12 protein-coding genes and 1 pseudogene are annotated in these 12692 nt (G+C 72.9%); 9 read left to right on the forward strand and 4 right to left on the reverse strand.

The window, feature by feature from the left end:
- Positions 1 to 138: 138 nt before the first annotated feature.
- The 4 genes and pseudogenes from ASD16_RS22425 to ASD16_RS03480 form a co-directional block, all read left to right on the forward strand.
- A pseudogene (locus tag ASD16_RS22425) lies at positions 139 to 537 on the forward strand (Wzt carbohydrate-binding domain-containing protein); the annotation flags it as partial.
- A complete protein-coding gene (locus tag ASD16_RS03470) occupies positions 534 to 1730 on the forward strand; it encodes a glycosyltransferase family 4 protein (protein ID WP_055912853.1) in 1197 nt (398 codons plus the stop codon). The pseudogene ASD16_RS22425 and the gene ASD16_RS03470, both read left to right, overlap by 4 nt.
- Positions 1727 to 3118, forward strand: a complete 1392-nt coding sequence (locus ASD16_RS03475; protein ID WP_082570569.1) for a glycosyltransferase family 4 protein — start codon at positions 1727 to 1729, stop codon at positions 3116 to 3118. Before ASD16_RS03470 ends, ASD16_RS03475 begins: the two co-directional genes overlap by 4 nt.
- Positions 3111 to 4190 carry a glycosyltransferase family 1 protein gene (locus ASD16_RS03480; RefSeq protein ID WP_200942826.1) on the forward strand — a complete coding sequence of 360 codons (1080 nt, stop codon included), beginning with the start codon at positions 3111 to 3113 and terminating at the stop codon, positions 4188 to 4190. Before ASD16_RS03475 ends, ASD16_RS03480 begins: the two co-directional genes overlap by 8 nt.
- Here the strand turns inward: ASD16_RS03480 and ASD16_RS03485 are convergent.
- Positions 4169 to 5284, reverse strand: coding sequence for a glycosyltransferase family 1 protein (locus ASD16_RS03485; RefSeq protein WP_200942829.1), 1116 nt, complete (start codon positions 5282 to 5284; stop codon positions 4169 to 4171). The two genes, ASD16_RS03480 and ASD16_RS03485, sit on opposite strands and share 22 nt — an antisense overlap.
- 72 nt (positions 5285 to 5356) lie before the next feature.
- Here ASD16_RS03485 and ASD16_RS03490 point away from each other — a divergent pair, with 72 nt between their 5' ends.
- From ASD16_RS03490 to ASD16_RS03500, 3 genes are read left to right on the forward strand one after another with little or no spacing between them, the layout of a single operon-like run.
- Positions 5357 to 6511 carry a glycosyltransferase family 1 protein gene (locus tag ASD16_RS03490; RefSeq protein WP_055912862.1) on the forward strand — a complete coding sequence of 385 codons (1155 nt, stop codon included), beginning with the start codon at positions 5357 to 5359 and terminating at the stop codon, positions 6509 to 6511.
- A gap of 10 nt (positions 6512 to 6521) precedes the next feature.
- Complete coding sequence (locus tag ASD16_RS03495) at positions 6522 to 7508, forward strand: GDP-mannose 4,6-dehydratase (protein ID WP_055915649.1); 987 nt, start codon at positions 6522 to 6524, stop codon at positions 7506 to 7508.
- A gap of 4 nt (positions 7509 to 7512) precedes the next feature.
- Positions 7513 to 8484 carry a GDP-mannose 4,6-dehydratase gene (locus tag ASD16_RS03500; protein ID WP_055912867.1) on the forward strand — a complete coding sequence of 324 codons (972 nt, stop codon included), beginning with the start codon at positions 7513 to 7515 and terminating at the stop codon, positions 8482 to 8484.
- 52 nt (positions 8485 to 8536) lie between these two features.
- Here the strand turns inward: ASD16_RS03500 and rfbA are convergent, their stop codons facing one another.
- Entirely contained in the window at positions 8537 to 9397 is an 861-nt protein-coding gene (gene rfbA, locus ASD16_RS03505; protein WP_055912870.1) for a glucose-1-phosphate thymidylyltransferase RfbA, read from the reverse strand.
- A 106-nt stretch (positions 9398 to 9503) separates the two neighbouring features.
- On the opposite strand from rfbA, the gene manA reads away from it, so the two are divergent.
- Positions 9504 to 10700, forward strand: coding sequence for a mannose-6-phosphate isomerase, class I (manA, locus tag ASD16_RS03510; RefSeq protein WP_055915651.1), 1197 nt, complete (start codon positions 9504 to 9506; stop codon positions 10698 to 10700).
- 4 nt (positions 10701 to 10704) lie between these two features.
- Here manA and ASD16_RS03515 read toward each other — a convergent pair whose 3' ends face one another.
- Together ASD16_RS03515 and ASD16_RS03520 are read right to left on the reverse strand one after the other, a co-directional pair.
- A complete protein-coding gene (locus tag ASD16_RS03515; protein ID WP_055912873.1) occupies positions 10705 to 11328 on the reverse strand; it encodes a bifunctional 2-polyprenyl-6-hydroxyphenol methylase/3-demethylubiquinol 3-O-methyltransferase UbiG in 624 nt (207 codons plus the stop codon).
- A gap of 8 nt (positions 11329 to 11336) precedes the next feature.
- Positions 11337 to 12086, reverse strand: a complete 750-nt coding sequence (locus ASD16_RS03520) for a TIGR03089 family protein (RefSeq protein ID WP_369817900.1) — start codon at positions 12084 to 12086, stop codon at positions 11337 to 11339.
- A 233-nt stretch (positions 12087 to 12319) separates the two neighbouring features.
- On the opposite strand from ASD16_RS03520, the gene ASD16_RS03525 reads away from it, so the two are divergent.
- The gene (locus ASD16_RS03525) at positions 12320 to 12649 is read left to right on the forward strand and encodes a WhiB family transcriptional regulator (protein WP_055912877.1); all 330 of its coding nucleotides are present in this window, start codon (positions 12320 to 12322) and stop codon (positions 12647 to 12649) included.
- Positions 12650 to 12692: the final 43 nt, after the last annotated feature.

Genomic DNA, 12692 nt, shown 5'->3' on the forward strand with positions numbered 1-12692 from the left:
CACGCCGTCATGCTCGACCACGGCCACTCGATCCTGCAGGGCACGTCCGTCGAGATCATCCGGGCGTTCCGGGACGCGAACGACGAGGTCGCCGCCGAGCTCCTCGACGACGCGACCGAGAGCCCCGCGAGCATCACCGACGTGCAGGTGACGGACCCCGACGGTGCGCCGCTCCTGGCCATCGGCCCGGACCAGCCCGTCCGGTTCCGCATCGGCATCGAGGCACACGAACCCATCGACGACTACGTGGTGGGACTCGCGCTCACCGACAACATGGAGCGGCTGGTGTACGGCACGAACACGCACATGCTCGGGATCACGGTCCCGCCCGCGAACGGCAAGCACTGGGTCGAGTTCGCAGTCGACCGGCTGCCGGTGGTCGAGGGCCAGTACTACGTGACCGCCGCGGTGCACCCGCAGCGGGGGGCGGAGTGGCACCGCGTCGACCGTGCCGCGGTCGTCCGGGTGCGCACGACGGCCTCCGAGGTGGGCGTCGTCCACCTCGCCCCGCGGTTCTCCGCCGGGGCGGCGTCATGAGCCGCCGGCAGGGCAAGGTCGCGTTCGTCCCGGCGCGCTACGGCGACCGGATCGTCGGCGGCGCGGAGATCGTGCTGCGCCACATGGCGTTCGGTCTGCAGAAGCGCGGCTGGGACGTCGAGATCCTCACGACGACGGCCCTCGACCACCACACGTGGAAGAACGAGACCGAGCCCGGCGTCACCGTCGAGGACGGCATGCCGGTGCGCCGGTTCACGGTGGACGGCGACGCCCTGCCCGAGCGAGGAGCCCTGGAGCACCGGATCCTCACGGGTGACCCGCTGACCATCTCCGAGCAGCAGCGCTGGATGAACTCCGGCATGCGGGCCCCCGACCTGTACCACTACATCCTCGACAGCTCGGACGAGTACCGGGCGTTCGTGTTCACGCCCTACCCGTTCTGGGTGACGTTCGCGTGCTCGCAGATCGTGCCGCACAAGAGCGTGCTGTGGACGTGCCTGCACGACGAGCCCTACGCGTATCTCGAGCTGTTCCAGCCGGTCTTCACGGGGAGCGCGGGACTGCTGTTCCAGTCCGACCCCGAGCAGGACCTCGCCGAGCGCATCACGTCGAAGCTGGCCCCGCACAAGGTGGTCGGCTGCGGCGTCGAGGTGCCGGCGTCGTACGACCCGGAGGGCTTCCGCGAGCGCTACGGCATCGAGGGCCGGTTCCTCCTGTACGCCGGCCGTCGCGAGGGCGCGAAGGGCTGGGACGAGCTGCTCGAGATCCTCGCGGACATCGATGCGCGCGGGCAGTTCCCGTTCACGCTGGTCACGATGGGTGGCGGCGAGGTCCGGCCGCCGGCCGGGTTCGAGGGCAAGGTGATCGACGTCGGCTTCCTCGACGACGACGAGCGCGACAACGCGTTCGCGGCCGCGGACGCCTACATCCAGCCCAGCCGGTTCGAGGCGTTCTCGCGCACGATCATGGAGGCCTGGCTGGCGGGCACGCCCGTCATCGCCAACGGGGGCAGCGACGTCGTGAAGTGGCACTGCGAGCGCTCCGGCGCGGGTCTGACGTACGACGACGCCCTCGAGCTCGAGGAGGCGCTGCGCTTCGTCGCCGAGGCTCCCGAGGAGGCCGCGGCCCTGGCCGTCAGCGGCCGTGAGTACGTGCTGTCCCACTACCAGTGGGAGACCGTGCTCGACGCGGTCGAGGCGCAGATCGAGGCGTGGACGGGGGTCGACGCATGAGGATCCTGATGGTCTCGCCCTACCCGCCGCTGCGCGACGGCATCGCCGCGTACGCGCAGCAACAGGTGGCTGCGCTGCGCCGCGAGGGCCACGACGTCGAGGTGCTCTCGCCGGGCCCGTCGGCCGCGCACTACCACCTCGACCTGGTCGGGCCGCGAGGGGCGCTGGCGCTGGCCAAGCGCGTCGTCGGCTACGACCTCGTGATCGTGCAGTTCCACCCGGACTTCTTCTACCCGCCGGGCGCCGGGCAGTCGGACCGCGCCGCAGTCGGGCTGGCCCTGAGCGCCGCGTTCGCCCGTGCCAAGCGGGTCGAGGTCGTCGTGCACGAGGTCGACTACCGGTACGGCCGCGGCACCAGCCCGGCGGCCCTGATCACGCGTCAGCTGTGGCGGCGGGTCGACCAGATCAGCGTGCACTCCCAGAGCGAGGTCGACTCGTTCCGCGAGGCGTTCGGCGTGCAGTCCTCCCACATCCGGGTGGTCGACCCCGGCGCCACGTTCGTCCCGCACACCCCGCTCGACCAGGCGCAGGCCCGGGCGAGCCTCGGCATCGCGCAGGACGCCACGGTGTTCCTGTCGATCGGCTTCATCCAGCCGCACAAGGGCTTCGACCGCGCCGTCCGGGCGTTCTCGGGCATGGGGCGCGGCGGCGTGCGGCTCGACGTCGTCGGCTCGGTGCGCGTCGAGGACCCCGCGTTCGTCCGCTACGCCGATGACCTCGAGGGTCTCGCGGCCCGCATCCCCGGCGCGCACGTGCACCTGGGCTTCGTCAGCGACGAGCTGTTCGACCGCTGGATCGTCGCGTCCGACGTCGTGGTCCTGCCGTACCGCGAGATCTGGTCCTCCAGCGTCATGGAGCGGGCCCTGCTGTTCGGCCGGCGCGTCATCGCCACCCGGGTCGGTGCCCTGGTCGAGCAGGCGCACGAGGAGGACGGTGTCACGATCGTCGACGACGACGCCGGCCTGCGTGCGGCGATGCGCCGCGAGGCGGGCGGCGGTGCCGAGGCCGTGGTCGAGGTGCAGCCGTGGCCCACGGCGGCCGCCGGGCGCACCGCGATCCAGGAGCAGGTGGTGCTCCGTGCGGCCCGTCGTCGGGGGCACGCCGTGCCGATGGGGGACCACCACGAGGTCTCGACGGTCGTGGGCACGGGTGCGGTCTCCGCGCCGCTGCGCCGGCTGGGCGACGTCCACCTGCCCGACCCGGGGCACGGTCGTGGCCTGCGCGTGCTCGTGCGCAAGGTCGTGCGGAAGGTGACGGCGTGGCAGGTGCAGCCGGTGGTGGACCAGCTCAACGCGGTGCGTCGCGCGTCCGTCGAGTCGGTCGAGCGCGCCTCGGAGGCCGGCCAGGACGGTCCGACGCCGGCGCCGGAGAGCCGGCCGGGTGGCTGATCCGCTGCGGGTCGGCCTCGACGCCACCCCGCTGGTCGGGGCGCGCACCGGGGTGGGCACGTACGTCCACCATGTCGTGGCGGGTCTTGCCGAGCGCGCGGACGTGCAGCTGGACCTGACGGCGTTCTCCGGGCGCGCGCGACGTCCGGAGGGTCTTCCGTCTGCCGTCGGGTGGCGCCACCGCGCGGTCCCCGCCCGGCTGCTGCGGGCCTCGTGGCTCCGCACGCCCGTGCCGAGGGTCGAGTGGCTCGCCGGGCGGCACGACGTCTTCCACGGCACCAACTTCGTCATGCCTCCGACGGGTGCGGCGGGCGTCGTGATGATCCACGACCTCAGCTACGAGCGGTTCCCGGAGCTGGTCGCGGCCGCGTCCCGCCAGTACCGGAGCCTCGTCCCGCGCGGGCTGCGGTACGCGGACGTCGTCGTCACGCCGTCGGCCGCGGTCCGTGACGAGGTGGTCGAGCACTATCGCGTCGCCCCCGACCGGGTGGTGGTGACACCCCTGGGGGTCGCGCGCGAGTGGTTCGACGCCGCGCCGCTGGACCCGGTGCGGGCCCGTGCGCTCGGCCTGCCGGACGAGTACGTCGTCTTCGTCGGCACCCGGGAGCCGCGCAAGAACCTCTCGACGCTGCTCGCGGCGTTCTCCGCCTACCGCGCGGCCGGGGGCACGCTCGGGCTCGTCCTGGTCGGCGCGTCGGGCTGGGACGACCTGTCGCCCGGCCCCGGCACCGTGGTGCTCCCGCACCTGTCCGGCGCCGAGGTGCGCGGTCTGGTCGCCGGCGCCCGCGCGCTCGCGATGCCGTCCCTGTACGAGGGCTTCGGTCTGCCGGTGCTGGAGGCGCTCGCGGCGGGTACGCCCGTCGTCTGCAGCGACATCGCCGTGCTGCGCGAGGTCGGCGGCGACCACGTCCGGCCCGTCCCGCCGACCGACGTCGACGCCTGGGCGCACGCGCTCGGCACGATCGCAGCACACGACCCCGCGGCGGGCCGGCGGTGGGCGACGACGTTCACCTGGGACCGCTGCGTCGACGCGACCGTCGGGGCCTACCGTCAGGCCGTCGCCGCCCGCTGACGGTCCGCCACGCTCCGGTACACCTCGAGCGTCTGCTCGGCGGTCGCCGTCCAGGAGAACTCGGCCGCCCGCGCCCGTGAGGCCGCCGCGAGCCCTGGCCCGGCGGGTCCGCAGGCAGTCTCGAGCGCTGCGGCGAGTGCCTGGTGGTCGCGCGGGTCGACGAGGAGCCCCGCGTCCCCGGCGACCTCGGCGCACGACGTGCCCGCCGACGTCACGACCGGCACGCCGACCGACATGGCCTCGAGCACGGGCAGGCCGAAGCCCTCGCGCAGGGACGGGAAGCAGAACACCGCGGCTCCGGCGTAGGCCCGCGCCAGGTCGACGCGCGACAGCATCCCCAGGCGGTGCACCGATGCGCCGGTGGGGACGTCGACGTCCCCCCACCCGCTCGGGCCCACCAGCACCAGGTCGACGTCGGGCCGGGTACGTCGCAGCAGTGCGTAGCCCGCGAGCACCGCGGGGAGGTTCTTGCGGGGCTCGACCGTCCCGGTCCACAGGACGTAGGGCCTGTCGAGGCCGTGCCGGGTCCGGAAGTCGGCGACGTCCTGCGGGCTCGTGGCGGGCAGCCGGCTCCCGAGCGGGACCACGTGCAGCCGCTCGGCGGGGATGCCGACCTCGATGCATGCGTCACGCGTGTGCGTGGACGGGACCAGGACGGCGTCGGCCCGTCGGCGCACGTGCTCCAGGGCTCGGGTGAAGAAGCCGACGCCCCGCGCGGTGAAGTGGTCCGGCTCGGCCAGGAACGCGAGGTCGTGCACGCTCACGACGAGCGGTCTCGCGGTCGGCGGCACGGCCCACGTCGTGGCGTGCACGAGGTCGACGGCACCGGCCGTCCACTCGATGCGCGGGAGCCGGACACGCTGCCACGCCTCGTACAGCGCGACCCGGGGCAGCGGTACCCGCCGGAGCCGTCCTGACGGCGCCCAGTCGGGGGGTGCCGGCGCACGGTGCCACGCGGAGACCCCCGTCAGGTCCACCCGCTCCGCGAGCTCCCGCGACATCTCGGCGACATACGTCCCGGACCCGCCGGGGACCGGTTGCCAGGCCTGCTCGACCGTCATGGCGACGCGCAACGGCGAGGGAGCGGACGGCATGGTGAGAGACTACGGCGTGCCCATGACCCGGACGTCCGTGCCCGCCACGCCGCCCGGAGGGGGTCCGGTCCGGTGACGCAGCACGTGCTCCTCGACGCCACCGCGGTACCGGCCGACCGGGGAGGAGTGGGCCGGTACGTGGACGAGCTGGCGCCCGCGCTCGTCCGCGCCGGCGTCGACCTCACGATCGTGTGCCAGGCCCGCGACGTCCCCGTGTACGAGCCGAGCGGGGCCCGGGTGGTGGCTGCTCCCGGCTGGATCGCCCGGCGACCTGCGCGGATGGTGTGGGAGCAGGTCGGTCTGCCGCTGCTGGCCCGCCGGGTGCGGGCCGACGTGCTGCACAGCCCGCACTACACGATGCCGGTCGCGTCGCCCGTGCCCACGGTGGTCACCCTGCACGACGCGACGTTCTTCACCGCTCCGCAGTGGCACCTGCGCAGCAAGGCCGTGTTCTTCCGCGCCGCCACCCGGCTGGCCGTCCGCCGCGCCCGCGCGCTCGTGGTGCCGTCGGCGGCGACGCGCGACGAGGTGCTCCGTGAGGCCGGGGGAGACCCGTCCCGGTTCCACGTCGCCTACCACGGGGTCGACGCGGCGGTGTTCCGTCCTGTCGACGCCGCCGAGAGCCGTCGGGTGGCCGACGGTCTCGGCGTCCAGGGCAGCTACGTCGCATTCCTAGGCACCCTCGAGCCGCGCAAGAACGTGGGTGCGCTGGTGGACGGCTGGGTCGCGGCCGTCGCCGACGACCCCACCCCGCCCGCGCTCGTGCTGGCCGGAGCCCGCGGGTGGGACGCGGAGCTCGACGCCGTCCTGGCCCGGGTTCCCGACGGCCTGCGCGTCGTCGTGCCGGGGTACCTCCCCCTCGAGGACCTGGCCGGTCTGCTGGCCGGGGCGGACGTCGTCGCCTACCCGAGTCTCGGCGAGGGGTTCGGGCTCCCGGTCCTCGAGGCGATGGCCTGCGGCTCCACGGTCCTGACGACGCGCCGCCTGTCGCTGCCCGAGGTCGGCGGTGACGCCGTCGAGTACTGCGAGACGGGCGCCGCCGACATCGCGACCGCGCTGCGTGCCCTCCTCGACGACCCCGCCCGGCGCGCCGAGCTGGGATCGGCGGCCGCTCGCCGCGCGGCCGGGTTCACGTGGGACGCGGCCGCGGCGGTGCACGTCGAGGCCTATGCACAGGCGCGCTCGCGGACCGGTCGCACGTCCCGGACGGTCCGCGGGCGACGATAAGGTGGTCGGCATGCCAAGCGCTCTCATCACCGGGATCACCGGTCAGGACGGCCTGTACCTCGCCGAGCTGCTGCTCGCCAAGGGGTATGACGTCTACGGCCTCATCCGCGGACAGAACAACCCGAAGCGAGCCCTCGTCGAGGAGACCGTCCCCGGGGTCAAGCTCCTCACGGGCGACCTGGGTGACCTCTCGTCGCTGCTGCGCGCCCTCGAGGTCGCCCAGCCCGACGAGGTCTACAACCTCGGCGCCATCTCGTTCGTCGCCTACTCGTGGGAGAACGCCCGCGTGACCTCCGAGGTCACCGGCATGGGCGTGCTGAACATCCTCGAGGCGGTCCGGCTGTACTCGCACGACGACCCGGCCAAGGTCCGCTTCTACCAGGCCTCGAGCTCGGAGATGTTCGGCAAGGTGCAGGAGGTCCCGCAGCGCGAGTCGACGCTCCTGTGGCCCCGCTCGCCGTACGGCGTCGCCAAGGTCTTCGGCCACTACATGACGATCAACTACCGCGAGTCCTACGGGATGCACGCGTCGTCGGGGATCCTGTTCAACCACGAGTCGCCGCGTCGTGGCCCCGAGTTCGTCACCCGCAAGATCTCCATCGCCGTGGCGCGCATCGCCCTCGGCCTGCAGGACCACGTGACGCTGGGCAACCTGGACGCCAAGCGTGACTGGGGCTTCGCCGGCGACTACGTCGAGGCGATGTGGCGGATGCTGCAGCAGCCGGAGGCCGACGACTACGTCGTCGCGACGGGCGAGACCCACTCGATCGGCGAGCTGCTGGACCTGGCCTTCCAGGCCGTCGGCATCGACGACTGGTCCGGTCACGTCCAGCAGAACCCCGCGTTCATGCGCCCGGCCGAGGTCGACCTGCTCGTCGGCGACCCGTCGAAGGCGCAGGACGTCCTCGGCTGGACGCGCCAGGTGGACTTCCCGGGCCTCGTGAAGATGATGGTCGAGAACGACCTCGAGGAGCAGCGCCTGCTCGCGGGGAAGTGAGCCGGTGACGACCGCTTTCCTCACGGGAGTCACCGGGCAGGACGGCACGCTCCTGGCGCGCCGCCTGCTCGCGGAGGGCGTCACGGTGCACGGTCTCGCGCGCCACGAGGACGACGTCGCCTCCTCGCACGGGCAGCGCCCGGCGGAGGTCGTCGTGCACGTGGCCGACCTGCGGGACACCGACGCGCTCGCGCGGATTGTCGCCGACGTGGCGCCCGACGAGATCTACAACCTCGCGGGGATCTCGTCGGTCGCCTACTCGTGGGAGCAGCCGGTGCTCACCGGGGAGATCACCGGTGTCGGCGCGGTCGGGCTCTACGAGGCGGCGTGGCGTGCGCAGGAGGCCGGCGGTCGGCCCGTGCGGGTCGTCCAGGCGTCGTCGGCGGAGATCTTCGGGCTGCCCGACCGCTCGCCGCAGGACGAGTCCACGGCGATCCGGCCGGTGTCGCCGTACGGTGCCGCGAAGGCGTACGCCCACCTCATGGCGTCGGTCTACCGGTCGCGTGGCCTGCACGTCTCGACGTGCGTGCTGTACAACCACGAGTCCCCGCTGCGTCCGACGTCCTTCGTGACCCGCAAGATCACGGCCGCCGCGGCCAAGATCGCGGTGGACGGCGAGGGGGTCCTCGCGCTGGGGAACCTCGACGCCCGCCGCGACTGGGGCTGGGCGGACGACTACGTGGACGCGATGGTCCGGGCGGCGCGGCACGACGCGGCGGACGACTTCGTCATCGCCACCGGCCGGACCCACTCGGTGGCCGAGTTCGCGGCGGCGGCGTTCGCCCGCGCGGGGATCGACGACTGGGAGCCGCACGTGCGCGTGGACCCGCGCTTCGTCCGGCCGGTCGACGCCTCGGAGATCGTGGGTGACGCCAGCAAGGCGGCGCGCGAGCTCGGCTGGCGCCCCACCGTGGAGTTCGAGGAGGTCGTCGGCCGCATGGTCGACCACGACCTCGCGCTGCTGCGCACGTCCTGAACGCGACGATGCCGCGGACCCCGAGGGGTCCGCGGCATCGTGCTTCCGGGGATCAGGCGAGCAGGCTCAGCAGGTAGGCGCCGTAGCCGGACTTCGTCAGCGCGGCGGCGCGCTCCGCGAGCTGCGCGTCGTCGAGGAAGCCCCGGCGCCAGGCGACCTCTTCGGGGGCGCCGATCTTCAGACCCTGGCGGTGCTCGATCGTCCGCACGTAGTCGGAGGCCTCGAGCAGCGAGTCGAACGTGCCCGTGTCGAGCCAGGCCGTCCCGCGGGGGAGCACCTCGACCTGCAGGCGACCCTGCTCCAGGTAGGTGCGGTTGACGTCGGTGATCTCGTACTCCCCGCGCGCCGACGGCTTCAGGTCCCGCGCGATCGCGATGACGTCGTTGTCGTAGAAGTACAGCCCGGGGACGGCGTACGAGCTCTTCGGCGCGGTCGGCTTCTCCTCCAGCGACAGCGCCTTGCCCTCGGCGTCGAACTCGACCACGCCGTACGATGTCGGGTCGGCGACGCGGTACGCGAAGACCGCGGCGCCGTCGATCTGGTCGAACCGCTGCAGCTGCGAGCCCAGACCCGGGCCGTAGAAGATGTTGTCGCCGAGCACGAGGGCGGCCGAGTCGGTCCCGACGAAGTCCGCACCGAGCACGAACGCCTGCGCCAGCCCGTTGGGCTCGGCCTGGACGGTGTAGCTGATCGAGATGCCGAACTGGGAGCCGTCGCCCAGCAGGCGCTGGAACTGGTCCGCGTCGTGCGGCGTCGTGATGACGAGCACGTCCCGGATCCCCGCGAGGATCAGGGTCGAGAGCGGGTAGTAGATCATCGGTTTGTCGTAGACCGGGACGAGCTGCTTGCTCACGCCGAGGGTGATGGGGTGCAGTCGGGTACCGGATCCACCGGCCAGGATGATGCCGCGCATAGGCACACAGTCTGGCCCATGCGCGGTGTGGCCCGACACACACGCGGGCAGGGACGCCACCACGGGTAGAATTCCCGGAGCCCCGCCCCCGACCGACGAGGTGCTCGTGATCCGGATCAGCCACGCCCTGCAGACCTACGCCTGGGGTTCGCGCGACGCCATTCCGGACCTGCTGGGTGTCGCTGCCCCCAGCGGGGTGCTCGCCGAGGCGTGGATGGGGGCGCACCCGTCGGCTCCGTCCGTCGCCCAGGACGGCACCGACCAGCCGCTGCACGCGTTCATCGCGGCCGACCCCGACAGCATCCTGGGGGAGGACGTCGTGGCCCGCTTCGGCGGAGAGCTGCCGTACCTGCTCAAGATCATCGCGGCCGAGCGGCCCCTGTCCCTCCAGGTGCACCCGAACCTCGCCCGCGCCCGGGCCGGCTTCGAGGAGGAGGAGCGTGCCGGCGTCCCGCTCGCCGCGCCGCACCGCAACTACCGCGACACCAACCACAAGCCCGAGCTCGTCTACGCCCTCACGCGGTTCGAGGCCGTCTGCGGCTTCCGTGCGCCGCGTCGCGCCGCCGAGCTGCTGGCCGGACTGGACGCGCCGCTGGCCAAGGAGCTGCGCGACGTGCTGCGCGCGCAGCCGACCGCCGACGGCATCCGCGAGGCGTTCACCCAGCTGCTCGAGCCGGCGACCCGACCGTCTCCGCGCGACGTCCAGGACGTCGTGGACGCCTGCGCCGCCCGCCTGGCGATCGGGTCCCCGTCACCGCGCGCCGACCGTACGGTCGTCGAGCTCGCGGCGGCCTACCCCGGTGACCCGGGCATCGTCACGTCCCTGCTGCTGAACCCGATCACGCTCGAGCCCGGGGACGCGATGTTCGTGCCGGCAGGTGGCGTGCACGCGTACCTGCGCGGCGTCGGCGTCGAGATCATGGCGAGCTCGGACAACGTGCTGCGCGCCGGGCTGACCCCCAAGCACGTCGACGTCCCGGAGCTCCTCCGCAACGTCGACTACGTGGCTGCGCCGCCGATCCGCATCGCGCCCGAGACCTTCCACGGCGCGACGAAGGTCTTCTACGCGCCCGTCGACGACTTCGAGCTCTCGATCACCGAGATCGCCGACGACCGCACACATCCGCTCCCCGGCCGCGGCCCCCGGGTGCTGCTCTGCCTGTCCGGCGAGGTCACCGTCAGCAGCGCGATCGGCAACGGCTCCCTCACCCTGGCGCAGGGCGCGGCGGCGTTCGTGCCTGCGCGCGACGGCGAGCTGACCGTGTCCGGCAGCGGCACCCTCGTGCAGGCCGACGTCCCCTGACGGCTCACCCGGGCTTGCGGGCGAGCATCACGAACTCGTTGTAGACGAACGCCTTGCCCGCCCAGCGGGGGAACGGGAACGACCCGGTCCGCACCGGCTCGAGCCCGAGGTCGCGCGCCAGGTCCCGCAGCTCGTCGAACCCGACGAAGGTGATGTGGGTGTGGTCGCTCGCGTACCCGCGTTCCTGCGGGGTGATGAAGGCGACCCGTCCGCCCGGCCGGACCAGCGGCACGTACATGCCGAGGATGGTCCGCGCGTCCGTGGGGGTGAGGTGCTCGGCGACGTGCGCGACGAGCATGCCGTCGAAGCTCTCCGGGCGGGAGAGCTCCTTGTCCGCGAAGAATTCGTCGTCGGTGTAGGCGGGGACGCCGGTGCGCCGCGCGACCTCGATGGCATACGGGTTGTGGTCCACGCCGACGGAGCCCGGGGCGAGGGTCGCGAGGTTGCGGCCGATGCCGCACCCGACGTCGATGGCACGGCCGAGGTCGAAGCGGCGGATGTTGGCCTGGTAGGGCGCCTGGACGTGCAGTGCGCGCTTCCACCAGACGTTGCTGATGGCGTAGAGCCGCTCGGCGTAGTCGAGGCCCGCGGTGGGAGGAGCGTCCCGCTCGCTCCGTTCACTCTCCATGTCGCACCTTATCCAGCGGTGCGGGTGATCCGCTCGGAGGACGCGAGCCGGTCGCGCCGGTCCGGGTCGGCCGCGAGCTCGCCCGCGACCACGGTGTCGACGAGGACGACCGAGCCGTCGGCGGCGAGCACGCGGAGGGTCCCGGCGAGCGCCGCGGCGTCGACCGCGCCCGCGTCGGCGGACCGCAGCTCGCGGACCGCGGGCTCGTCACCCGTCGACGGAGCCGCCCACCCGAACAGCTCCGCGTGCGGCACCGCCAGGTCGTGCGCCTCGAGCGCGACCGACGACGGGTCCGCTGCCGGTGCCCAGCCGATGACGTCGCCGTACGTCATGACGGAGGACGCCGCGTCCAGGGCGCCGGCGGGCAGGGTCCCGTCGTAGCGGCGGGCGAGGGCCGGCAGGCTCACGACCACGAGCTGCGCCCGGCCGTCCGCGTGCGCGTCGGGGCGGTCGGTGACCGTGACGTCGGTGCCGGAGGCGTCGGGGGAGTCCGCCAGGACGACCGTGCCGCCGGCGCGCCAGGTGGCGAGCGCCCAGGTGGCGGTGCGCCAGTGCATCGGCACGTCGAGCAGCACCCGCGTCCCGGGCTGGACGTCGAGCTCCTCGACCAGGAGGTTCGTGGTCTTGTTCACCCAGTTCTCCAGCACGGCGCCGGACAGCTCCACGCGTTCGCCGCCGTGGCCGTACCAGGTGATCCGCGGCCGTCCCGGCTCGCGGGTCAGGAGGCGGAGCAGGTCGGCGATCGTCGTCACGGGCACCGACACACCCTAGTTCGACACGCCCGGATCACCCGTCCGGGGCAAGTTCACCCGACAAAACCGGACAGTTACCACGTCTCCGCTTGACCAACGCGAACGACACGCGTGTAATTCCTTAGAACGGATTCATGAGCGAGCACCACCCGCGGCACTCGGATCACCCGGGAAGAGCGTCGCACGCCGAGCCTTGGAACGAGCAGTTGAATCAGCAAGAAAACCGCACGGAGGCACGCATGTGGAATCTGCTCGACAACGACGAGATCTTCCCGTCGGACGCACGGAAGAGTGCACAGACGCACGCTTCCAACGTGCTGCCGATCTTCGGCGCCCTCGAGGACGAGGGACCGATGGGGTGGCAGGAGCGCGCGCTGTGCGCCCAGACCGACCCTGAGGCGTTCTTCCCCGAGAAGGGCGGCTCGACGCGCGAGGCCAAGAAGGTGTGCACGGGCTGCGACGTGCGCTCCGAGTGCCTCGACTACGCACTGCAGAACGATGAGCGCTTCGGTATCTGGGGCGGGCTGTCCGAGCGGGAGCGGCGCAAGCTCAAGCGGCGTGTCGTCTGACGGTCAGCCCGGGTGGGAGTGTCGCGCGCGGGCCTCGTCCCGC

The sequence above is a fragment of the Cellulomonas sp. Root485 genome, from assembly GCF_001426705.1.
Taxonomy (GTDB): domain Bacteria; phylum Actinomycetota; class Actinomycetes; order Actinomycetales; family Cellulomonadaceae; genus Cellulomonas.

Excerpts from the sequence above, each read along its gene's own strand:
- ASD16_RS03485 (WP_200942829.1), bottom strand. The coding sequence starts at position 5,284 with ATGCCGTCCGCTCCCTCGCCGTTGCGCGTCGCCATGACGGTCGAGCAG.
- ASD16_RS03515 (WP_055912873.1), bottom strand. The coding sequence starts at position 11,328 with ATGGAGAGTGAACGGAGCGAGCGGGACGCTCCTCCCACCGCGGGCCTC.
- ASD16_RS03470 (WP_055912853.1), top strand. The coding sequence starts at position 534 with ATGAGCCGCCGGCAGGGCAAGGTCGCGTTCGTCCCGGCGCGCTACGGC.
- rfbA (WP_055912870.1), bottom strand. The coding sequence starts at position 9,397 with ATGCGCGGCATCATCCTGGCCGGTGGATCCGGTACCCGACTGCACCCC.
- ASD16_RS03525 (WP_055912877.1), top strand. The coding sequence starts at position 12,320 with ATGTGGAATCTGCTCGACAACGACGAGATCTTCCCGTCGGACGCACGG.
- ASD16_RS03475 (WP_082570569.1), top strand. The coding sequence starts at position 1,727 with ATGAGGATCCTGATGGTCTCGCCCTACCCGCCGCTGCGCGACGGCATC.
- ASD16_RS03495 (WP_055915649.1), top strand. The coding sequence starts at position 6,522 with ATGCCAAGCGCTCTCATCACCGGGATCACCGGTCAGGACGGCCTGTAC.